Annotated in this window: 25 protein-coding genes and 1 pseudogene; 11 read left to right on the forward strand and 15 right to left on the reverse strand. The window is 54.3% G+C overall.

All coding sequences use genetic code 11. The annotated features are described in order from the left end of the window. From Q0N43_RS09270 to Q0N43_RS09310, 9 genes and pseudogenes are all read right to left on the reverse strand, one after another. Positions 1–135, reverse strand: a pseudogene (locus Q0N43_RS09270) (S-(hydroxymethyl)glutathione dehydrogenase); the annotation flags it as partial. 58 nt (positions 136–193) lie between these two features. Next, positions 194–967, reverse strand: a complete 774-nt coding sequence (locus Q0N43_RS09275; RefSeq protein ID WP_295445672.1) for a molybdopterin-dependent oxidoreductase — start codon at positions 965–967, stop codon at positions 194–196. Next, positions 964–1,785 (reverse strand): cytochrome b/b6 domain-containing protein, encoded by an 822-nt coding sequence (locus Q0N43_RS09280; RefSeq protein ID WP_295445674.1) that lies wholly within the window; start codon positions 1,783–1,785, stop codon positions 964–966. Before Q0N43_RS09280 ends, Q0N43_RS09275 begins: the two co-directional genes overlap by 4 nt. 57 nt (positions 1,786–1,842) lie before the next feature. Next, on the reverse strand, positions 1,843–2,775 hold the full coding sequence (locus tag Q0N43_RS09285) for a ParB/RepB/Spo0J family partition protein (protein ID WP_295445676.1): 933 nt from the start codon (positions 2,773–2,775) through the stop codon (positions 1,843–1,845). After that, positions 2,772–3,551: an AAA family ATPase gene (locus Q0N43_RS09290; RefSeq protein ID WP_295445678.1), complete on the reverse strand. Its 780-nt coding sequence runs from the start codon at positions 3,549–3,551 to the stop codon at positions 2,772–2,774. Before Q0N43_RS09290 ends, Q0N43_RS09285 begins: the two co-directional genes overlap by 4 nt. Further along, complete coding sequence (gene rsmG / locus Q0N43_RS09295; RefSeq protein WP_295445680.1) at positions 3,548–4,216, reverse strand: 16S rRNA (guanine(527)-N(7))-methyltransferase RsmG; 669 nt, start codon at positions 4,214–4,216, stop codon at positions 3,548–3,550. The genes Q0N43_RS09290 and rsmG overlap by 4 nt, the downstream gene beginning before the upstream one ends. After that, the gene (gene mnmG, locus Q0N43_RS09300) at positions 4,213–6,084 is read right to left on the reverse strand and encodes a tRNA uridine-5-carboxymethylaminomethyl(34) synthesis enzyme MnmG (RefSeq protein ID WP_295445682.1); all 1,872 of its coding nucleotides are present in this window, start codon (positions 6,082–6,084) and stop codon (positions 4,213–4,215) included. The genes rsmG and mnmG overlap by 4 nt, the downstream gene beginning before the upstream one ends. A gap of 67 nt (positions 6,085–6,151) precedes the next feature. After that, entirely contained in the window at positions 6,152–7,447 is a 1,296-nt protein-coding gene (mnmE, locus tag Q0N43_RS09305) for a tRNA uridine-5-carboxymethylaminomethyl(34) synthesis GTPase MnmE (RefSeq protein WP_295445684.1), read from the reverse strand. Between the two features lie 7 nt (positions 7,448–7,454). Next, on the reverse strand, positions 7,455–7,715 hold the full coding sequence (locus tag Q0N43_RS09310; RefSeq protein ID WP_295445686.1) for a DUF6489 family protein: 261 nt from the start codon (positions 7,713–7,715) through the stop codon (positions 7,455–7,457). An 89-nt stretch (positions 7,716–7,804) separates the two neighbouring features. Here Q0N43_RS09310 and Q0N43_RS09315 point away from each other — a divergent pair, with 89 nt between their 5' ends. Continuing rightward, on the forward strand, positions 7,805–8,515 hold the full coding sequence (locus Q0N43_RS09315) for a dienelactone hydrolase family protein (protein ID WP_295445688.1): 711 nt from the start codon (positions 7,805–7,807) through the stop codon (positions 8,513–8,515). Between the two features lie 37 nt (positions 8,516–8,552). Here Q0N43_RS09315 and Q0N43_RS09320 read toward each other — a convergent pair whose 3' ends face one another. From Q0N43_RS09320 to hemE, 4 genes are all read right to left on the reverse strand, one after another. Beyond that, positions 8,553–9,278 carry a YjbE family putative metal transport protein gene (locus Q0N43_RS09320; RefSeq protein WP_295445689.1) on the reverse strand — a complete coding sequence of 242 codons (726 nt, stop codon included), beginning with the start codon at positions 9,276–9,278 and terminating at the stop codon, positions 8,553–8,555. A gap of 23 nt (positions 9,279–9,301) precedes the next feature. After that, a complete protein-coding gene (gene rho, locus Q0N43_RS09325) occupies positions 9,302–10,558 on the reverse strand; it encodes a transcription termination factor Rho (RefSeq protein WP_125231264.1) in 1,257 nt (418 codons plus the stop codon). Between the two features lie 217 nt (positions 10,559–10,775). Continuing rightward, positions 10,776–11,219 (reverse strand): CopD family protein, encoded by a 444-nt coding sequence (locus Q0N43_RS09330; RefSeq protein WP_295445693.1) that lies wholly within the window; start codon positions 11,217–11,219, stop codon positions 10,776–10,778. 31 nt (positions 11,220–11,250) lie between these two features. Then, the gene (gene hemE, locus Q0N43_RS09335; protein WP_295445695.1) at positions 11,251–12,282 is read right to left on the reverse strand and encodes a uroporphyrinogen decarboxylase; all 1,032 of its coding nucleotides are present in this window, start codon (positions 12,280–12,282) and stop codon (positions 11,251–11,253) included. 302 nt (positions 12,283–12,584) lie between these two features. Here hemE and Q0N43_RS09340 point away from each other — a divergent pair, with 302 nt between their 5' ends. The 10 genes from Q0N43_RS09340 to Q0N43_RS09385 all read left to right on the forward strand — a co-directional run bounded on the left by Q0N43_RS09340 (position 12,585) and on the right by Q0N43_RS09385 (position 19,086). After that, a complete protein-coding gene (locus tag Q0N43_RS09340) occupies positions 12,585–13,418 on the forward strand; it encodes a pyruvate, water dikinase regulatory protein (protein ID WP_295445697.1) in 834 nt (277 codons plus the stop codon). 38 nt (positions 13,419–13,456) lie between these two features. After that, positions 13,457–14,011, forward strand: a complete 555-nt coding sequence (locus Q0N43_RS09345; protein WP_295445769.1) for a Maf family protein — start codon at positions 13,457–13,459, stop codon at positions 14,009–14,011. Further along, positions 14,008–14,817 carry a shikimate dehydrogenase gene (gene aroE, locus Q0N43_RS09350; protein ID WP_295445699.1) on the forward strand — a complete coding sequence of 270 codons (810 nt, stop codon included), beginning with the start codon at positions 14,008–14,010 and terminating at the stop codon, positions 14,815–14,817. The genes Q0N43_RS09345 and aroE overlap by 4 nt, the downstream gene beginning before the upstream one ends. Next, positions 14,814–15,413, forward strand: coding sequence for a dephospho-CoA kinase (gene coaE, locus Q0N43_RS09355; protein WP_295445701.1), 600 nt, complete (start codon positions 14,814–14,816; stop codon positions 15,411–15,413). The genes aroE and coaE overlap by 4 nt, the downstream gene beginning before the upstream one ends. A gap of 31 nt (positions 15,414–15,444) precedes the next feature. Further along, positions 15,445–16,152 carry a DNA polymerase III subunit epsilon gene (gene dnaQ / locus Q0N43_RS09360; protein ID WP_295445703.1) on the forward strand — a complete coding sequence of 236 codons (708 nt, stop codon included), beginning with the start codon at positions 15,445–15,447 and terminating at the stop codon, positions 16,150–16,152. Positions 16,153–16,169: 17 nt separating this feature from the next. Then, entirely contained in the window at positions 16,170–16,745 is a 576-nt protein-coding gene (gene raiA, locus Q0N43_RS09365; protein WP_295445705.1) for a ribosome-associated translation inhibitor RaiA, read from the forward strand. 88 nt (positions 16,746–16,833) lie between these two features. Continuing rightward, positions 16,834–17,301 (forward strand): PTS sugar transporter subunit IIA, encoded by a 468-nt coding sequence (locus Q0N43_RS09370; RefSeq protein WP_295445707.1) that lies wholly within the window; start codon positions 16,834–16,836, stop codon positions 17,299–17,301. Beyond that, positions 17,298–17,639 carry a DUF1491 family protein gene (locus Q0N43_RS09375; protein ID WP_295445709.1) on the forward strand — a complete coding sequence of 114 codons (342 nt, stop codon included), beginning with the start codon at positions 17,298–17,300 and terminating at the stop codon, positions 17,637–17,639. Before Q0N43_RS09370 ends, Q0N43_RS09375 begins: the two co-directional genes overlap by 4 nt. Before the next feature lie 167 nt (positions 17,640–17,806). Further along, positions 17,807–18,520 (forward strand): cell wall hydrolase, encoded by a 714-nt coding sequence (locus tag Q0N43_RS09380; protein ID WP_295445711.1) that lies wholly within the window; start codon positions 17,807–17,809, stop codon positions 18,518–18,520. Positions 18,521–18,597: 77 nt separating this feature from the next. Further along, positions 18,598–19,086: an MmcB family DNA repair protein gene (locus tag Q0N43_RS09385; RefSeq protein WP_295445713.1), complete on the forward strand. Its 489-nt coding sequence runs from the start codon at positions 18,598–18,600 to the stop codon at positions 19,084–19,086. Between the two features lie 3 nt (positions 19,087–19,089). Here Q0N43_RS09385 and Q0N43_RS09390 read toward each other — a convergent pair whose 3' ends face one another. Together Q0N43_RS09390 and Q0N43_RS09395 are read right to left on the reverse strand one after the other, a co-directional pair. Continuing rightward, positions 19,090–21,027 carry a DUF3604 domain-containing protein gene (locus tag Q0N43_RS09390; protein ID WP_295445715.1) on the reverse strand — a complete coding sequence of 646 codons (1,938 nt, stop codon included), beginning with the start codon at positions 21,025–21,027 and terminating at the stop codon, positions 19,090–19,092. A gap of 65 nt (positions 21,028–21,092) precedes the next feature. Next, entirely contained in the window at positions 21,093–21,884 is a 792-nt protein-coding gene (locus Q0N43_RS09395) for a sterol desaturase family protein (RefSeq protein ID WP_295445717.1), read from the reverse strand. Position 21,885 lies beyond the last annotated feature (1 nt).

Raw genomic sequence — 21,885 nt, forward strand, 5'->3', positions numbered from 1 at the left:
ATAGGCATCAGTATGGCAAATGCCAGTCGCCATGATCTCGACCAACACTTCGCCAGCCTTTGGACCTTCCAAATCAAGCTCGACAATCTCCAATGGCTTCTTCGCTTCAAATGCAACGGCTGCGCGGGTCTTCATGGCAGGGATCCTTATTATCTGCGAAAGGCTTTTCCATTAACAGCGCCGCCGCGCAAGCCTAGATTCCGGCATAATATTCATAGTCGCCGACATCCTCCCAATATCCGCCCTTCCCCCCATGGAATTTCGACAGATCATCGGTCGCCTCAATACGCATGACATATTTGGCATGCTTATACCCCAGTTGTCGTTCGACGCGAAGCCGGACAGGTGCGCCATATTTTACCGGCAATGTTTCGCCATTCATACCCCATGCCAATATCGTTTGCGGATGGAAGGCATCAATCACGTCAATTGATTCATAATATGGGCGAGCGCCGTAATTGTCCGCACAATGAAAGACGATAAATTTAGCGCGCGGCGATAATTGGGCCTGCTGCAGCAAACGGCGCAGCGGCGTGCCTTGCCATTGCGCAATCGCGCTCCACCCCTCAACACAATCATGCCGCGTGATTTGCGTGCGCGCGGGCATCGCCCGTAGCGCTTTCAAGCCAATGTCCATGGGATTGGCTACCATGCCATCAATGCGCAACCGCCAGTCTGCGAAGTTGTTTTGAAGATGCGCGAGATAGTCCGTCGACGTCCCCGTCAGCGAACCATTGGTTTTGAACACAGGCGAAATGTCCGATATCGCAAATTCCGGTGCCAGGGTTGCGCGGTCGGTTAAGGTGCGATGCGTCGCCTGATTAAGCTTTTCCGCCACACGCAATGCTGACCGGAAAGTCGCATTTTCATTCATGGCGTCGCAACCACTCAGAATCAGCGCGCTACTGCCTAAGGTCACGCCGCGCAACAGATCACGGCGGCGGAATGATGTGTAGTCATCTGTCATGGCAATTCCCCTCCATGATCAGGTTTTGACATGGTCACATGCCGCCGGGTAATCATCGAACGGATGCCGTTAATCGGGCCAGAGAGCAGGACCATGATCAGGTGCGCCACCACAAACAGCACCAGCAAAAAGGCCGCGATGAAATGCAGCGACCGTGCCGACTGCCGCCCACCGAATAGATCAAGCAACCACGGCCAAGCTGCGTTCATGGCGGGGGACATGGTGATACCTGTCAGGATTAACAGCGGCAGCAATAGGAATATCACGCCGATATAACTAAATTTTTGTATGATATTATAATTACTTAATCTATACCCTGGACTTAAACTCAACCGCGCATGATTTTTGATATCCGTCCAAATAGCAGCAGCGCTCCATTCCGCGCGGCGAACGTGCAAGTCCTTACGGATATGTCCGTTGAACAGCGCAGCAAGCATGAACACCGTCAAGCCCAGCGCGAAAACCCAAGCAAAGGCAAAATGCCAGCGCCGCGCGGCAGCCAGATCGTAACCTGTGGGTATGGTCGCCCAGCGGGGAAAGGCCACCCGCCGGACATTGTCATTGGAGCCTAAGGAAAGCCCGAACACCCCTGTTGTTTCGACCCGCGCGCTTCCGATTCGGACAAAGCCCGTGGTGCGCGTATCGTCAATTTGCAGCCATGCATAATCTTCGCGTGAACCAAAATCGCCCCAATATAGCTGCGGATGAGCGTTGAAAATCATAAGGCCGCTCATCAGCAAAATCGTCGCGACAAACGCATTCAACCAATGCCAAATTCGCGTGGATAGACGGTGTCGCTTCGCCACATCTTGAGTCATGTTCTGCGCTGCATCCATTAATCGCTCCCACGCAAAGCCCAGACGACGATCGGCGAGCTAAAATTTCTCGCCCGTGAGCCGCTGACACAGCATGTCCAACTGGTCCAAGCTGCCATATTCAAACGTCACTTCGCCTGCGCCCATGTCATTCTTTTGAGCGATCCGCACCTTTAGCCCCAGAAGATCACCAAGATGCGACTCCACGGCCCGTATATCTGCATTTTCCGGCGGGCTCGTGCCCGTTTGCTTGCGATGTTTCGCCTTTGGCGCGCGCTCTTGCTGCACCAGTGCTTCAGTGGCGCGCACCGAAAGGCCATTTTTAATAACCAGCATTGCCAACTGCACCGCATTGTCACTGCCGAGCAACGCGCGCGCATGCCCCATGCTTAGTCTTTCTTCTATGACCAGATCACGAAGCGTTTGCGGCAAATCTAGCAAGCGCATCATATTTGCGACATGGCTGCGCGACTTGTGCACCAGCTCCGCCAATTCGGCAGCACTGTGGCCAAAAAGTTCAGTCAGCTTTTTATAAGCTTCCGCCTCTTCCATAGGGTTCAGGTCTTGGCGCTGGATATTTTCAAGCAGCGCAATCTCAACGGTTTCCGTGTCGTCAAAATTCCGAACAATCGCGGGCAGATTGTGCAACTGCGCGCGCTGGGCTGCGCGCCAACGGCGCTCGCCTGCTACAATTTGATATCCGCCTTGAAAAGGCCGTACGACGATGGGTTGGATAACCCCGTGCCGGGCAATACTTGCCGCCAATTCATCCAGCTTTTCTTCGGAAAAATGCCGCCGTGGCTGATCGGGATTGGGACGAATGTCGATGACCGACAAGGTTGTCACGCCCTGGTTTTCGGCGTCTCGATCTGCGGAGAAATTCCCAGAATAACTGTCGCCCCGCAACGCTTCGCCTAACAAGGCGTCCAAGCCCCGGCCAAGGCCCATTTTCTTCTTCAAAGGTGACTTTTCGGACGGATTATCATTACTCACGCTGCTAACTCCCGGACCGGCAAGCGGCCAATTAATTCTCGTGCAAGTTTCATATAGGCTTCGGACCCTGAGCAGCGTTGGTCATAAATCAACGCAGGAAGCCCATGGCTGGGCGCTTCTGACAAGCGGACATTGCGCGGAATCACAGCATCAAACACAAGGTCGCCCAAGCAACTGCGCACATCATCCGCCACTTGTTCAGTCAACCGGTTGCGCTTGTCATACATGGTGAGCGCCACGCCCAAGATCGACAGCGCCGGATTAAATCGACCTTGGATACGCTCCACCGTCTGTAACAGCTGGCTCAAGCCCTCAAGCGCGAAAAATTCGCACTGTAGCGGGACGAGAAGCGATTCGACCGCGACCAGCGCATTGACGGTGACCAGCCCAAGCGAGGGTGGGCAATCGATGAGGCAAATGTCCCAATGCGCATCAGATTTGTCAAACGCCGCCTTCAGTCGCCCGGTGCGATCTTCACATTCGACAAGCTCGATTTCGGCACCGGACAGATCGACGGTTGCGGGGACTATATCGAGGTTCGGGATAATCGTGGGTATTGCGGCATCTTTTAACGATGCATCGCCGAGCAACAAGTCATAGCTGCTATGGACCCGCTGCGCTTGCTTCAGGCCAAGCCCCGTGGACGCATTTCCCTGCGGATCAAGATCAACCAAGACACAGCGCCAACCACTGGCCGCGAGTGCGGTCGCAAGGTTGATGGCGGTGGTTGTTTTTCCGACACCGCCTTTCTGATTGGCTATCGCTATTCGGATCATTCCTCTTGCCCCTGTGTTTCCAAGATGGCGCGCGCTTTGCGTTTCCCCGACAATGTGCCGACGAGAATGCCAGCCTCTTGGTCTGTTACACTGTCCATGATGCGGAAATTTCCGCCCCACTGCGCCTGCGCGCCCTCCCACTCGGCTTTGGCTTTACGCCCCTTTGGCAATAGCCACAAAGTGTTATTTGTGGCGAAGCGCGCGGCAAGATCAAATAATTTAGGCAAGGGCGCAAAGGCACGGGCGCTGATGACCGCATATGGCGCGGTTTCAAGGCGCCCCAACGTCACCCCCGCCACGCGCACGCGACCTGTTAGATCAAGCATTTCGACCGCTCTTTGCAGATACTCAATTCGGCGGGCACGCGATTCGACTAATGTCACATGATAATGGGTCAACAATGCAATGACCAATCCCGGGAAGCCGGCACCGGACCCGAGATCCAGCCAATTATTCTGTTGCGCAGATGTATCGGTAAACAGCAACAATTGCGCACTATCGACGATATGGCGGGACCATATATGGTCTAATGTCGAGGCCGATATCAGATTCTGGCTTTCGGCTTCCCGCTTTAGAAATTCCACAAATGTTTCGAGAGCGTCGAATGTTTCACGTGAAACATGTAGGTGGGCCTTAAGCCAAGCAATGGCTTCGGTCTCTGTCATGCGGCTTGCGCGATAGCAATTTTGGCGCGCTTGGCGTGGACGAGAATGGCTGCAAGCGCAGCGGGCGTAATGCCCCTGATCCGTGACGCGGCGGCCAGGTTTTCAGGCATCGACGCCTCAAGCCGCTCAACCATCTCATGCGACAGTCCAGATATGGCCCTATAGTCCATCAACGCCGACAGCCGAATTTGTTCGTTGGCAGCCATGTCGTTTATCTCTGCCTCTTGCCTTGCCAGATAGGGTGCATATCGACCGTCTTGTTCCAACTCCATGATCAGGTCCTGCGGCCAGGCAGCTGCATCCAATTCCAACAACTGGGCAATCGATAGCTGGGGAAAGCGCAACCAGTCAAACAACGACATTTTGCCCGCGTCTTGCTTTACCTGGATACCTTGTTTGATCAGGACATCAGCGCTCACTGTTTCCTGAAGCCTGCTTTGAAGTTCGCTCTGCCGCAAAAGCCGCTCCGCAAACGCATCCGCGCGTTCGTTGCCCACAGCGCCCACCGATATGGCCAGCGGTGTGAGCCTTGACGCCGCATTGTCGGAGCGCAGGCGCAGGCGATACTCCGCGCGCGCCGTTAACATGCGATAAGGCTCCGTCACACCTTGCAGCGTCAGGTCATCTATCATCACCGCGATGTAGCTATTGGTCCGGTCGATAGGCGGCATAGGCTGCGCTAATATCTTCGATGCCGCGCCCATGCCAGCGACCAAGCCTTGCGCTGCTGCTTCCTCATAACCCGTGGTGCCGTTAATCTGTCCAGCGCAATATAGACCTTCAAATCCACGCACCGCGAGACTGGAATCCAGACAACGTGGGTCGATATAGTCATACTCAACGGCATAGCCGGGGACGACAATCTCGCATTGTTCAAGACCCACCATAGACCGGACCATCGCCGCTTGAATATCCGTTGGCAGCGACGTTGAAATGCCGTTGGGATAAATCACATGGCTGTCGATGCCTTCTGGCTCCAGAAATACCTGATGCCCTTCACGATCTCCAAACCGGAAAATCTTGTCTTCAATCGACGGACAATAACGCGGTCCCCTCCCCTCAATATCGCCGCCAGATAGAGGCGAGCGATGGAGGCCTGCCCGGATGATATCGTGCGTTTGGGCATTGGTGCGTGACATCGCACAGAATAACTGCGGCACAGATCGGCGCGACCGCATCGGTGACATTGTCCAATCATCATCATCGGAGGGCTGCATGTCCAAACGCGCCCAATCAATCGTGCGTCCATCAAGCCGTGGCGGCGTTCCCGTTTTCAACCGTGCGATTGGCAAGTCTGCACCGCGCAGTTGCTGCGCCAACAGCATGGCGGATGCTTCGCCCACGCGGCCGCCATCAAGCCTTTCTTCGCCACGGAACAGCTTGCCACCTAAAAACGTTCCCGTGGCCAAGGCCACTGCAGCCGAAGTTATGACGGAACCATCACCCAAAACCAAGCCTGCAACACGTGTGGGTGCATTGGCAAGAAAATGCAGCGCCGAGGCTTCCGCTTCAATTATGCATATGTTGTCCAAACCCGCAAGCTGCGTTTGGATAGACGCCTTGAACAATTTACGATCTGCTTGAATCCGGGGCCCCTGCACTGCTGCGCCTTTTGAGGCGTTGAGCATGCGATAATGCACAGCAGCGTCGTCGGCAGCGCGGCCAATCAAGCCATCAAATGCGTCAACCTCACGCACCAAATGCCCCTTGCCCAAACCGCCTATAGCCGGGTTACACGACATCGCGCCGATCATGCCCTTGTCAAAACTAACCAAGGCCACCCGCAAACCCATGCGTGCAGCAACAGCGGCTGCCTCTGTACCAGCGTGCCCGCCACCCACAACAATGATGTCGAAATCGGTTTTCATGCGTCGCGCATATACGAACTATGCCTGCTGGTCAAAAAAGAGTGGCGACTGTTTCACGTGAAACAGACTATTTTCCCACGCAGAATTTTCCGAAAATGTTATCGAGCAAATCTTCGGTATGCGCGCGGCCCGTTAAGGCGTCGAGTGCAAGTCTTGCCTGCCGCAGATTTTCCGCGATGATCAACCAATCTGTAGAATCACTGCACGCCGAAAGCGCTATGGCGGCGTCTTCCAAATATGTCCTTTGCCGCGCGTTGATCGCAAACTGATCAGGCGGCGGCAGCAGCGTCTTGGCCCTTGCCGCCACAATATGGAGAAGCTCAGCTGTGCCCGCGCCCGTCTGAGCCGACACCTTCATGGCATCCGCAGACTTTTCGTCATTGACCATGATGTCGCATTTGGCCGCTATCTCAATCAGATTCGCGTGGCTCGGTCCTTCACCCTCCGGACCAAGCCATAACACTATGTCCGCCTGCGCCATCGCGGCGTGACTGCGATCAATGCCGATGCGTTCGATGACGTCGGCGCTATCGTCGCGAAGGCCGGCTGTGTCCGTAAACACCAGCGCAACGCCTTCGACCGCCACAGGCACTTCAATCATATCGCGCGTCGTTCCGGCGATATCAGAAACAATGGCCGCGTCGCGCCCGACCAGCGCATTTAACAAAGTGGATTTTCCGCTATTGGGCGGACCTGCCAAGACGACGCGTAACCCGTCCTTTAATTTTTCGGCAGGTGGGCTGGCCAATAACAGCGATATTTTCTGCCGTAGTTCTGCACTACCATTTATAACATCACTGTTGTTCTGGGCATCAACATCACCTTCATCCGAAAAATCTAACTCTGCCTCGGTGAACGCAGACAATCGGAGCACCTCTTGCCGATATTCATCAATCGCGGTGCTAAATGCCCCACCAAACATCTTGGCTGCAGCGCGACGCTGCCATTCGGTCTCGGCCGCCAATAGATCCGCCAAGCCTTCGGCTTCATTCAAATCCATTCGGGCACTGGCAAAGGCACGGCGGGTAAATTCTCCAGCCTCCGCGCGTCGCGCGCCGGGGAAACTGGCGATGGCATTTTCAACGGCGCGCACCACGGCGCGGCCGCCATGGAGATGGAGCTCAACAAGATCTTCGCCGGTAGCCGTATCCGGGCCGGGAAAGACGAGCACAAGCGCTTCGTCTAATATTTCCTGAGTCTCTGGCGAACGCAAGCTGCACACCGAAGCCCTTCGCGGTGTCGGGACTCGTCCGGATAGACCGAGCAATATATCAAAAGCCGCAGGCCCGCTGATACGCATGATGGCAATAGCAGCCGGCGGCGCGCCGCTGGACAGCGCGAAAATCGTGTCGTCCGATATCATTCCAAAGCTATTTTTTATCGTTCTTGTTCAGGCCAGACATTGCCGCCTTTGCACCTGTTTCCATCAGTTGCTGAAACAATTGCAGCCCCATTTGACCCATGGGCGCGATTTGCTTTCCCAATTCCTGCAGCTGGTCAACGCCACCAGCTTTGTTCATAAGGTTCGTGACCTTCTCGACATAGGCTTCATTGGCCTTAGTGACATCAGGCAGCCCAAGCAGCGCCCGAGCCTCTTCAGGGGAACAATCGATTTCAATGTTCATCTTCATGGGCTGCGCCCTCCTATTTGCCAATAACATCACTATAAAGGTTCAATCGAATCACGCAATTGCGGAGAATATCCGCCTAGGAGCATAAAATGGGTGAATATGTGAAGATTGATGCACTGGCTGAGGATGCGTTGTTTCCCGCCTATGTCGCCCTGCCATCGGACAGTGCGCGCGCCGCGATTATCGTTATTCCCGAAATATTCGGTGTGAATGCAGGCATTCGGCAGAAATGCGACCACTTCGCAAATGCTGGTTATCTCGCGGTCGCACCCGATATTTTCTGGCGGTTTGCACCGGGGGTGGAATTGAACCCTGATATTGAGGCCGAGCTTCAAGAGGCATTTGGCTATTTCGGTCAATATGATGCCGATGATGGCGTGCGGGATATTGAGGCGGTGATTCACGCCGTGCGTCGCGGCCTATCCGGCAAAGCTCCTGTCGAAAAAGTCGGCGCTGTCGGCTACTGCTTGGGCGGACGACTTGCCTATATGGCGGCAGCGCGGACGGATATCAGCGCATCGGTTGGCTATTATGGCGTGATGATCGACCAGATGTTGGACGAAAGCCATGCCATCGCCCATCCGCTGATGCTGCATATTCCGACCGCAGACCATTTGGTCGGGCCAGGAGCACAGGCCGCGATTCACGCTGGCCTTGGCAATCACCCAAAGGTGACGCTCTATGACTATGAAGGTCTTGACCATGGCTTTGCCGCAGAAATGGGCAATCGCCGGAACGTGGAGGGCGCAGAGCTGGCCGACGCACGAACCGCCGCGTTTTTTGCCGCGCATCTAAGCTAAAGAAACTAGGGCTCCCGCATTTGGGAGCCCTAATTCATTACATGCCAGCAAAAGTCATGGCGTAAGGTTGTACTTCGCTCCAGCCTTCGACGATCATCTTACCCGCAACATATACGATCACAACCAAGCCAACCCACGCAATCCAGCGATAACGCTCAATATATTGCGCAATGATATTAGCCGCGATCCCCATGAGGGCGACCGCGAAAATCAGGCCGACGATAAGGATACCTGGATGTTCGCGCGCCGCGCCTGCGACCGCCAGAACATTGTCGAGGCTCATCGATACGTCAGCAACTGCAACGCCCCATGCCGCACCCGCAAAAGTCTTGGTCGACTTCAGACCCGAATGTTCGTCACCCACGATTTCAGGTGAGCCCGCTGATTCACCAGCATGGCCCTTAATGTCGCGGTACATGCGCCAGGCGACCCACAGCAGCAACAAGCCACCTGCGAGCACCAGACCAACGATACCCAGCAACCATGTCACCATAAGCGCAAAGATGATGCGCAGTACTAAGGCCGCGAGCACACCGATGAGGATGACTTTCTTGCGCTGTTCAGCCGGCAATCCTGCCGCCAAAGCGCCCACAACAATCGCATTGTCGCCGGCAAGCACGAGATCGATCAACAATACCTGCATGAAGGCCGCAAAGGCCGCAGGCTCGGTAATGTTCGAGAAATCCTTAACGATAGCTGCCCAAATATCACCGGGCCCGCCCAGATTATTAACGGTCGACGCGACCAAGAGAAAATCAATCACAACATGCCCCCCAAATATTTGGCTTACTGATTCATCGAGTCAAAAAAGTCTTCGTTGGTCTTCGAATCCTTCATTTTGTCGAGCAGGAACTCCATCGCGTCGATGGTGCCCATTTGCATGAGGATACGGCGAAGCACCCACATTTTCTTGAGCTTGCTTTCCTCGACCAGCAATTCTTCCTTACGCGTTCCGGATTTTCCGACATCAAGTGCAGGGAAGATGCGCTTATCCGCAACCTTGCGATCCAACACGATTTCGGAGTTGCCAGTGCCCTTAAACTCTTCAAAAATAACTTCGTCCATGCGGCTACCTGTGTCGATCAAAGCCGTCGCGATGATGGACAATGATCCACCTTCTTCGATGTTCCGTGCCGCGCCGAAGAAGCGCTTTGGACGTTGCAGAGCGTTGGCGTCGACACCGCCGGTAAGCACCTTGCCCGATGACGGAACGACGGTGTTATACGCGCGGCCAAGACGGGTGATGGAATCAAGCAAGATAACAACATCATGCTTATGTTCCACCAAACGTTTTGCTTTTTCGATAACCATTTCAGCGACTTGAACGTGACGAGTCGCGGGTTCATCAAAGGTAGAGGATACAACCTCACCCTTTACCGACCGCTGCATATCGGTCACTTCCTCGGGCCGTTCGTCGATCAAAAGAACGATCAAGAACACCTCAGGATGGTTTTCGGTAATTGCGCGCGCGATATTTTGCAGCAGCACCGTTTTACCCGTGCGCGGCGGCGCAACGATCAATGCGCGCTGTCCCTTGCCCTGCGGGCTGACGATGTCGATGACGCGCGCAGACTTGTCCTTAACCGTCGGGTCAAGCGAATCCAGGGTCAGCTTTGAATCCGGATATAAAGGCGTGAGGTTATCGAAATTGACGCGGTGACGGACAGCATCGGGATCATCAAAATTGATCTTCAATACTTTAGTCAGGGCAAAATACCGCTCGCCGTCCTTTGGCGCACGAATTTCGCCTTCGACGGTATCACCTGTGCGCAACCCAAATTGCCGCACCATGTTCGGCGACACATAAATATCATCTGGACCGGCCAAATAATTGGCCTCTGGCGAACGCAGGAAACCGAAACTGTCCGGCAAAACCTCAATCGTGCCAAGACCCATGATCTGCTCGCCATCTTCGGCCAGCTCTTTCAGGATCGCGAACATCAAATCCTGCTTACGCAAGGTCGATGCGCCTTCAACCCCCAGCTCTTCAGCCATTGATACAAGGTCAGCGGGGTTTTTGCTTTTCAGCTCTTTCAAATGCATAGATAATTCCGTTGGATGGACCATAAGTCCGCATTGTGGATGAGCAGAACGCCCGATGGTATGACCGGTTTGTAAATGGCCAACCGGTTGAATTAAGAAAAGTTGATGGCGCGGTTATTGTGAAGGTCGCGCCGCATGCCCAGGACGGGCTAACGAGATAAATACGCGTCCACGGGCGCAACGTCAACTCTTCTCAAAAAAAGCCCATAAAAAGCCGTTAAAACGGCTTGGCAACGACCAATATCACGATGATCGCCGACGCAATGCCTGGCACTTCGTTAAACAGCCGCAATTGCTTGCCGGTAAGCCGCCGTTCGCCGCGCGCCAGTTTTTTCGCGTAGCCGACGGCCCAGCCATGATATGCGGACAAGCCCAACACAAACAGCAATTTGGCATGGAACCAACCTTGCGCCATTGCACCAATGTTCCACGCCAAAACGAGCCCCAACACCCAGACCACGATGATAGAGGGATTGAGGATGATTTTGATCAGCTTGGCTTCACGGTCCACCCACTTTGAGGCCTCTTCTGATCCTTCAGCGCTTTCCTGATGATAGACAAAGAAGCGCGGGATCATGAATAATCCCGCCATCCAGAAAATAACAAAAATAATGTGCGCGGATTTGAGCCAGATATACAACACAGATAGAGTTTCCGTCATAAAAACGGCCTTTATGGACTAGGTCCTGACCCTAAGCCTTGCGGACCAGATTAAGAAGCAGTTCAACATTATCGATTGGGGTATCCGGTAGGATACCATGCCCAAGATTGAAGATATGTGGTCGGTCTTCAAAGGCGCTGAGGATATTCTTCACGGCGTCTTTTAACACATTGCCACCTGCAATCAACGCCAGCGGGTCAAGATTGCCTTGTACAGGAAGGCCCTTGCGCAATTCACGGTTGGCCCAATGCGGATCAACGGTTTCATCCAGTCCTAAGGCGTCGACGCCAGTGCCTTCGGCATAAGCCGCAAGCTTACCGCCCGCACCCTTGGGAAAGCCGATAATGACGGCATTGCGATTGCGTGCCTTTAATCGGCGGACGATTTCGGCATTTGGGGCAATAACCCACTTTTCGAATTGCGCGGGCGACAATGACCCTGCCCAACTGTCGAATAATTGCACCGCATCAACGCCGGCATCAATCTGATCACTCAAATAATCCACAGTTGCGGTAATGATTGCCTCGATTAACGCGCCAAAGCGTTCAGGCTCCGCATGCGCCATTCTACGGGTCTCAGCTTGGTCTTTGCTACCCTGACCATGGACCATGTAGGTAGCGACCGTCCACGGGCTTCCAGCGAAGCCCAAGAAGGTTGTTTCAGGTGGCAGCGCTGCCGACACCTTGCGCACCGTATCAATGACTGGGGCAAGCCGTTCAGGTGCTGGCACAAAATCTTCAAGTCGCGATTCCGCTAAGCGCGGTGCGAGCCTGGGACCTTCGCCCGTTTCAAACCAAAGGTCTTGGCCCATGGCATGCGGGATAACTAGAATGTCGGAAAACAGGATCGCGCCATCAAAACCAAAACGCCGGATCGGCTGCAAAGTGATTTCGCAGGCCGCATTGCTGTCATAAGCCAGCGCCAGAAACCCACCCTTTTCGGCACGTAACGCGCGGTATTCAGGTAGATAGCGACCTGCTTGACGCATGAGCCACATAGGCGAGATAGCTTCTTGGTTGCCCTGTAGGACGTTAAGCAATTTTTTTGGGCTTTGCGCAGACATAGAAACAAGAGAACCAATCAAAATATATATTTATATAAAGGATGATGAAAGATGATGCGCTGTTGATAGCTCAGGCCTTAAAAGCTTTTGCGGATATTGCCAACATCTTGACGCGTGCGAACGCACGAGATGATCGGGATTCGCAAATTTGGTCCCCATTATCCACAGCCTGTGCATATTAGATTTCCGTTGTGGACAGCCTGTGTCCGAATCGAGCGGTAAAATCGCGGTAATGGGCAAGAATTCGTCATGCAAAACTTGACCCTTGATTTATCCCCAGCCTGCCAACAAGACTGTGCATTATGAGCCAGCGCTTTCATTTACATCTGTTATCGGACTCCACGGGCGAAACCTTGGAAAACATCGCTAAAGCTGCATTGGCGCAGTTTGACGGCGCAGAAAATGTGTTCAAGCATTTCTGGCCGATGGTGCGATCGGAAAGCCATTTGGACCGGATATTGTCCGATATAGCCGCTAATCCCGGACTTGTGCTGTTCACTTTGGTCAATCGGGACACACGGCGCAAACTGGAAACGCGATGCAGGGTTTTGGGCTTGCCTGCGGTTGCTGCGCTCGATGCGGTGAGTGATGCCATGTCGAATATGTTGGGCCAAGAGGCCAAGGCACGCCCGGGTCGGCAACATGTAATGGACGCTGCCTATTTCGCGCGTGTTGAGGCCATTCAGTTCACCATTGCCCATGACGACGGCATTAATGCGCAAAATTGGGAAGAGGCGGACATTGTGTTGGCTGGGGTATCGCGAACCTCAAAAACGCCCACAAGCATTTATCTCGCAAACCGAGGATATAAGACCGCGAATATCCCCATCGTGCCCGAATCGCCGCCACCAATGATATTGTTTCAACTCAAGCATCCGATGGTCATTGGCCTAGTCACGAGCGCAGAGCGTTTGATTCAGGTGCGGCGCAACCGTTTGCTGTCCCTCAACCAGTCGCCAGACACCGATTATGTAGACGAAGAAAAAGTGCGTGCTGAAGTCACCCATGCGCGGCGTATGTTTGCGGACAATGGCTGGCCAGTATTGGACGTGACGCGCCGGTCGATCGAGGAAAGTGCCGCGGCGATTATCAATTTGTTCAATGAGCGCGAATTGGCGCAGGTGACCGATTCGTGACTCTTACCCTTGCCTCACAAAGCGCTGCGCGAATCGCGATGTTGAACGCCGCAGGGGTATCGATAGAAGCGGTCCCTGCCTTGGTTGATGAACAGAGCATCAAAGCATCATTGGTTCAGGCTGGCGCAAAGCCGCGCGATATTGCCGATGCCTTGGCAGAGGCAAAGGCACGCAAACTGTCGCGCAAAATGCCAACGGCTATGGTGTTGGGGTGCGACCAGATTTGCGTTGGTCCAGACGAATATATCTTTGACAAACCCGAAACGCCTGATGGCGCGCGCGCGCAATTGGCGCAGCTTTCGGGCAAGGTACATCGCCTGATCAGCGCGGCAGTTATCTGCGAGCAGGGCGAACCTGTCTGGCGCATTGTCGACACCGCGCAGTTGACGATGCGCAGCCTAAGTCCCCAGTTTATCGATAATTATGTGGATACATATTGGGATGAAATCCGCCACTGCGTTGGCTGCTACCGCATTGAAGCCGAAGGCGCGCAATTGTTCGCCAGCGTCAGCGGTAACCAGTTTACAGTTATCGGAATGCCCTTGCTTCCACTGCTTGATTATCTGCGCTTAAGAGGCCTTTTAACAACATGACACATTATGCTGAAGTGATCGGACACCCGATATCCCATTCCAAATCACCCTTGATTCACAATTTTTGGCTTCAACAATTGGGGTTGGTCGGTGATTATCGCGCGCATGCCGTGCTGCCAGATGATCTGGAGTATTATTTTACCGAGCGTGCCGCCGATGCAGCGTGGCGCGGGTGCAACATCACGATACCGCACAAGATTGCGGCGCTGGATTTTGTGGCCGACCCCGGCGATGTGCGCCACTCGATTGGCGCGATTAATACGGTGTTTCGCAGTGAGGCCGGCGCGCTTGTCGCGACCAATACGGACGTTGGCGGCTTTTATGGCCCAATCGCGGATATCCCCATTGCGCGTGAGGTCGCTGTCGTCATTGGTGCAGGCGGCGCGGCGCGGGCAGTGCTTTTCGCCTTGGCACAAGCCGATATCGGCGAAGTCGTTTTGGTTGCCCGCAACGGTTTGAAGGCGGCAGGCTTGCTCGCGCATTTCGGATTGAAGGGCACAGTGATTGGTTTTGACGCGCACTTGCCGGATGCAGCGTTGCTGGTGAACGCGAGCCCGTTGGGCATGGTCGGGCAGGAATCGCTTGAGATTGACCTTTCCCCTTTGCCCGAACATGCCATAGTCTATGACCTCGTTTACGCGCCGATAGAAACGCCATTGTTAAAAGCGGCGCGCGACCGCGATCTGGAAACGGTCGATGGCCTTGAAATGCTGGTGGGGCAGGCGGCAATCGCGTTTGAATTATTCTTCGGCGTTGCCCCGCCCGAAGATAATGAGGATGCGTTGCGGGCATTGCTGTTGAAATGAAAAAGCCGATGATCATTGGCCTGACAGGCTCAATTGGCATGGGCAAATCGGCGGTTGCGGCGATGTTTGCCGACGAAGGCGTCCCAGTTTTTGACGCCGATGCTGCGGTGCATGACCTGCAAAAAGCCGGTGGTGCGCTTGTGCCCGCAATTGAATCGGCCTTTCCCGGAACAACCGGGCCGCAGGGCGTCGACCGTCAAGCGCTCGGCGCTGCTGTATTTGGCGACCGCGACCGTTTGGCACTGCTGGAATCGATTATCCATCCCGCCGTAGCCGAGCGCCGCAGGGCGTTTCTGGAATCGCATCAGGGCGCGGATATGATATTGTTTGACATCCCCTTGTTATTTGAAAAGGGCGGGCAAGCTGGCGTTGATATAGTCGTTGTTGTCAGCGCACCTGCACAGGTTCAACGCGAACGTGTGCTCGCCCGTGTTAATATGACGCCAGACAAATTCGAACATATTTTGGGCCTGCAAATGGCCGACGCCGAAAAGCGTGCACGGGCCGACCATGTGATCGATACGGGCAAGGATCTAGCGGAAACGTGCGCTGATGTGCATGCTCTTGTGAAAAAGCTGCGGGCGGGACTTGCATAAGCGTTTAAACAGGCTCACATCTAATAACAGAATGCGTGAAATTATATTCGATACGGAAACGACTGGCTTTGATCCTGCAACCGGGGATCGGATGGTCGAAATTGGCTGCATTGAAATGGTCAGCCGGGTAATGACGGGTAAACATTACCATGCCTATTTCAACCCGCAGCGCCCGATGCCAGCCGCCGCTGAACAAGTGCACGGCCTTTCGGACCGTTTCCTGTCTGACAAACCGGCCTTTGGCGAAAAGGCGGATGAGTTGCTGGCATTTTTGGGTGACAGCCCGCTCGTTGCGCATAATGCCAGCTTTGACTTCGGCTTTCTCAATCACGAATTGCAGCACTGCGGTCGTCCGCCAGTGTCAATGGACCGTATGGTTGACACAGTGGCGCTGGCGCGAGTCAAAAACCCCGGAGCAAAGCTGTCTTTAGATGCTTTGTGCACCCGCTATGGCATCGACCGTAGCCACCGGGTCAAGCATGGCGCGTTGTTGGATGCTGAACTGCTTGCGCAGTTATATATTGAACTAACTGGCGGCCGCCAAATCGGCCTTGGCCTCGCGGACGACAAAAGCTCTAATAAAAACATGAGCCAAATGGACGGCAACAGCGTTCAGACAACGAAAACATTTCGACCCGCGCGCGCGCATTCTGCTTCAACGGAGGAATTGGCGCGCCATGCCGAATTTGTTGCAAAGATCAAGGATGCGCTTTGGCTCCAGCCGGGGTCAGCGCTTTAACACAAAGGAGACAGGCATTGGACATCAGGGTTTCAGGACATCAAGTCGACACCGGTGCAGCGCTCCAGGCCCATGTGGAAAAACGGCTCAGATCTATTTCCGAAAAACATTTCACCAAGGCCTTGTCATCGCATGCAACCTTTGGCCGTGCGCCACATGACGGGTTTACCAGCGATATTGTCATGCATGTGATGCAGGGCCTGGTACTTAAAGGCCGCGGCGAAGCGCAGGATGCGCATGTTGCCTTTGACCGTGCCGCCGAACGTATTGAGAAACAATTGCGCCGTTACATGCGCCGACTGCAGGATCGCCATATACAAACCGCTTATGCAATAGCGCAAGAAGAAGCGGCCTATACCGTGTTTGATGCAGGTTATGGTGCGGATGAAACGCCATTACCCGATGCACCAGTAATTGTTGCCGAAATGCGCGTAGATATTCCTGAATCGACGGTTTCCGATGCAGTTATGTTAATGGATTTACGCAATACGCCTGCCTTGTTATTCAAAAACACTGGAACTGGGCGACATAATATGGTTTACCGCCGCGAAGATGGCACGATTGGGTGGGTTGAACCAAAATCTGCACCTTAGACCTCGGCTGACGTGAATTAATATTCTATATCATTCCAAATATTTAAGGGTTGCGTCGCCGGTGGCACCGGGCGCTTTTGAACAAAATATGATTCGACTTTCTACTAGGCTCGTTGAAGGGGCCGTTGCTGCTGACATGCTCTGTTCGGGGAAATCGGACCTGCTGGCGCAGCTATCGGTTATCGCTGCTGAAAATTATTTTGTAGACGCTGACGCCGTGCTGGACGGCATGATTGAGCGCGAGCGACTTGGTCCAACGGGTTTTGGCGGTGGAACAGCTATTCCGCATTGCAAGGTCTCGGGTATCGACATGCCCGTGGCCGTATTTGTTCGGCTTTTGAAGCCAGTGCCTTATGATGCAGTTGACGACGAGCCAGTAGATCTGGTCTGCGGGCTTGTTTCCCCGGCGCAGGACGGGGCATCGCATTTGCGGGCCTTGGCAGAGGTCTCACGCCTGTTTCGCGATGAGAAATTCCGCGCGCAATTGCGCGGTGCCGCAGATTCTTCGGCGATGTTTGCGGTGTTAACCTTCTCTGAAGAGCGTGACGCCGCTTGATTGAACCACGGCTAGCCAGCGGTGTTCTTATCTCCGCAATCAAGCGCATATTGGAATCCGAAGGTGACTTTGCTACCGTTCTGAAAAAAGGCGATGCGGTATCGGGTGCCATATTGCTTATCGGCCAGGTTCGCGGCGCAGACCCCAAATTATACGAACGCTATCCGGCATTAGACGGCCAGCCCGTCTGGCAAAGGATGGATTTGAAAGAGTCTGGGGAGGCCGCGGTGCAAGATTATTGGAAAAAACGATGCGCTGGTGATCCGGATTTGTGGGTTTTTGAACTGGATGTCGCGTCCAGTGCACGGTTGGACGGACTTCTGACCATGTTTATTTGACTTTGCTGCGCCGCGGCATAGATCCAAAAAGAACGAGTAGCGAAGGTTGTTAAATAGGGCACAAATGGGGTGGCCAGACAAACACGCGAGTCGGATACAACAAAAGACGAAGCATGGTAAAGTAATAGAGTTTCGTCTGCTGGTGTCGCCGCTTTAATGTATGCTTCATGTTGAAATTTTTTCGGGCTGCTTCTTTCGTAGCCGTATCTTGTACCCTGATTTCCGCAGCTATTGCTGCAGATGCAGGTCTTGCTTTTGGTAATGACCAAAGCACACCGTTAAGCGCCAATGATATCATCATTAACCCCCAGCAGACCGCAGCCGAACAAGCGCAGTTGGATGTGGCGAAAAGCGGTAAGGTGACCGCGACGCGTGCTGACAATGGCGACATTATCTATGTCCCAAGCAACGGCTTAATGCCGAAACTGCTCCTAAACCCCAATGCTGTTGATGCAGATGTAACAACCGCATCCTCACTCACTGACCTCGTGCGCATACAAGATGTCGATGACAGCTTAAGCGAGGAAGAGCGGTGCCTTGCCAGCGCGGTCTATTTCGAAGCCAAGGGTGAATCGCTCGCCGGCCAATTGGCTGTGGCCCGTGTGGTGCTTGCCCGCGCCTCTTCGGGTCGATTTGCCAGCACATTATGCGGCGTTGTCTTCCAAAAAGGTCAGTTTTCTTTCGTGCGCGGCGCAAGCTTGCCGCCGGTTCGAACGGACAGCATGCATTGGCGCAACGCCGTCGCGATCAGCAATATTGCGTTGGACAATACATGGAAAAGTCCAGTTGAAGGCGCATTGTTCTTTCATGCCCGTCATGTTTCGCCAGGATGGCGTCTGACGCGGATCGGCAGCGTGGACAATCATATCTTCTACCGCTGATCATGGCGACCGGACTGAATGATAAGGGCCCCTCAAGGGGCGTTTATTTTGTTCTACTTTCGTTCTAAGGGTGGAACATGGATCAGGCGCTTACACCTTCATCAATTTTCGGCGCGCCTGCGGTCGCGCGCGGCGTTTCGCGGTTGTTCTTACGCAACCAGATTGTGGTGCAACCCGAGGTCAGCCTACGCAACAATCGCCGCGCGGATCTCATGGGCCTCAGTAACAAGGGCGAGATTCTTATCGTCGAAATCAAATGTTCGCGCGCCGATCTTTTAGGGGATCAGAAATGGCCGGAATATCTCGAATATTGTGACCGCTTTTTCTGGGCTGTCCCGGCTGGGTTCGACATTAGCCCGTTGCAAAACCTTGCGTTCATGCCCGAACGCGCCGGTTTGATCATCGCCGACGCATATGATGCCGAAATCGCGCAGCCGGCAGCATTGGTGCCACTCGCCCCTGCGCGCCGAAAAACCGAAACGCAGCGGCTCGCGCGGCTCGCCATGCGCCGCTTGATGGGGATATCTGACCCTGACTCCGCGCTATCCGGGTTTGAATTCGAATAAAAGCTAGCTGGCTTTTTTTGGGTTATACCAGATGGGTGACGAATACGCCCGCTCCTGCGCCTTTAACTCCGTCCCCGGAAGCAATTTTGCGCCATAACGCATGGCGTCAAACAACACCCAGCGCGGTGTCGGAATTTCCAGCACCCGGACATAATAAAAAGCACGGATATTGGGGTTAAATTCCGGATCGGTCCACACCGTCCGCAATTCTGGATCACCAATGCTGTTGGTATAGCTCGCCTTTGCGATGTTTACGGTGTCGCCTACCTTAGCAACTTTGCCGTTCGCGCCCTTGCGCCTTTTGTCGGCATCGCCCCAGACAACGTCAAAAATCTTTTCCTGCAATGTGCCGGAAGAATCTACCCAGCCTTTGACGATTTGAACGCGATCGAGATTTGCCCCTGTCGGGTCTTTCAACGCCGAAATCATGAACTTTGGCGCGCCGTTGCCGGGCTTAAGGTCTGCGCCCATGGGCACACCTTTGGCATATCCGGCCTTTACCCAGTCGCGTGCGAAATCCGTTTCATTGAAATCCCAACCGCCAAAGAAACGCAATGTCATGCGCGGGCCAGTTGTGGCGTACACCTCGCGCCGCATCATGGCGTCAAATATCGCGGCCCGTGTATTGGCTGTGGCCCATATGGCGGCATAGCCACCGGCCAGATAGTGCCAACCAATGCGTCCTTTGCGCGTGCCAAGATTTTGGGCCTGCGAAGCACGGTCGGCGTTAGGCTCGCCGCCCGAATGCTTGCCAAAAAAATTATCTTCGTCACCAGTGGCCAGCGCAGTGTGGCTGTCGGTTGAACCGATAACGCCGAATTTATAGGGGTTCACGCCCGTGCGCGCCTCAATCGCCAGTCCGCGCTTCAACGCCTCACGAATATATTCGCCCGCATAATCCTGCGGCTTCTTCGCGGCCTGCATGGTCAAATTGCCAAGGTCCCAGCCCGCAGTGCCGAAACCGGAGAATTCGTCGTTGGGCGATAAAAACGGGTGCGATTCACTATCGCCCTTGATTTGCGTGATTTCGCTCACTGGCTCGCGCGCGGCGCGCCGCCGTGCATATGCGGCGGTCATGGGGCCACCATCCGGGCCAACCAATTCGTACATCAGGCCATTGGACAGGTTGCTGTTATGCGGGATCGCCAGCACCTTGCCGCCAGTCACCTTCTCATAATTGTCCATATAGTCCCACAATTGGCTGACCGGCGTTTCGCCTTGGCCAGGGTCGTAGGGCAGGACCTTGTCAGTACGGCTTTTGCCGTCACGGAACATGACGACGCGGTGTAAATTATTGCCGCCGGGCATCAACGTATATTCAAAACCCATGAAGGCGGTGAACTTTCCAGGCTCATTATAGCGTTCGACCAGCGTGCTATGACCTGTCCAGATATTAGTTGCCGTCTTGCGTTGTCTTTCGGGATTGGTCAGCGCAGCGGGAAGCGTGTTGCGGCCCGCGCGGTCGATGAGTTCGCCGGTCACGCGCTGCATGCCCTCAGGCCCCTTATGCATTTCGGTGTGCCACCGTTTCAGCGTGGGGTCGCGGACAAGAAATCCAGGCGCGTCATACAAAGCCTTTGTTGCCCCAAGACCGCCCGAGTGGTCCGCGATCACAAGAAAATCAAGTGGACGGTCCAACTTGGCTTTCATCCCGCCAGTAGATGTCACTTCTTCCCCGCGCGCAAAACGCAGCGCCTCTTCCGGTCCAAGCTTTACGCCAAAGCCAAAGGCATCGATGGAATTGGAGGTATGGAGATGGGTGTCGCCCCAAAGCAAGCTATTGGCGGGGCCAGACGTGACTTCAGCGTCCGATGATGCCTGTGCCACGCGCGACTCATCCATGATGCTTTTGTCGCGATATTGCTGCCACCCGTAGGTTAGCCCTGCACCAACAGCGATGACGGCAACGCTGCCTAATATTACCTTGCGTATTCTGGCCATTTTCAGCTCCCCTCAGTTGAAAATGCTACGGAAAACTATCTGGGTCAAGACGGCCTTAAATTCCGTTACGTCATGGGTTGCTTCATGCTCCAAATGAAGCCTGAGGGGCGGCTATCGTTAATTTCCGCCAGACCTATTTTCTGGTTTTCGGCACCTACTATCGACTCTGCGCTATAGGTGCCGAAGCAGCGATCCCAAACCGTCAGCGCGAACCCGAAATTATGTTTTTGTTCTTCAGCGCGGGTGCTGTGATGAACCAGATGCATGTCGGGCGTCACCAAAAATAGCCGCAATATGCGGTCAAGCTTGCGTGGCAGGCGGATATTGCTGTGGTTGAACAGCGCATTGGCGTTGAGCCATACTTCAAACGCGAGTGCGACCAGCAGAGGCACGCCAAGCAAAGCAACGATGACGGATTTATAGAATGTCGACACTATCAGTTCAAACGGGTGGAACCGCAATGCTGTGGTAACGTCCAGATCACGGTCGCTGTGGTGGACCGCATGCATGCGCCAGAGCAATGGGCTGCGATGCATGTAAAAATGTTGCAGCCAGACCGCGAAATCAAGGACGATAAAGGCAATGGCGGCCTCAACCCAAAAGGGCAAGGCGACCAAATTCAGCACGCCAAACTTGTGCGTATCGGCCCAATTTGCCGCCACGCCGACCACCACCAAAAAAGAGAGCAGTCGGCCCATTACTGCGTTGCTGATGAAGAACAATGCGTGTGTCCGCCATCGTGGGCTTCGGCCCAACACCAATGCGCGGCGCGGCCAGATCGCTTCGGCGCTTGCGAGCAGCACAAGCAGCAAGGCGGGGATAGCTATCGCATAAGCGCCAAGCCCCGCCTGTATCATG

Origin of the sequence: Sphingorhabdus sp. EL138, assembly GCF_945882965.1 — a bacterium.
Taxonomy (GTDB): domain Bacteria; phylum Pseudomonadota; class Alphaproteobacteria; order Sphingomonadales; family Sphingomonadaceae; genus Sphingorhabdus_B.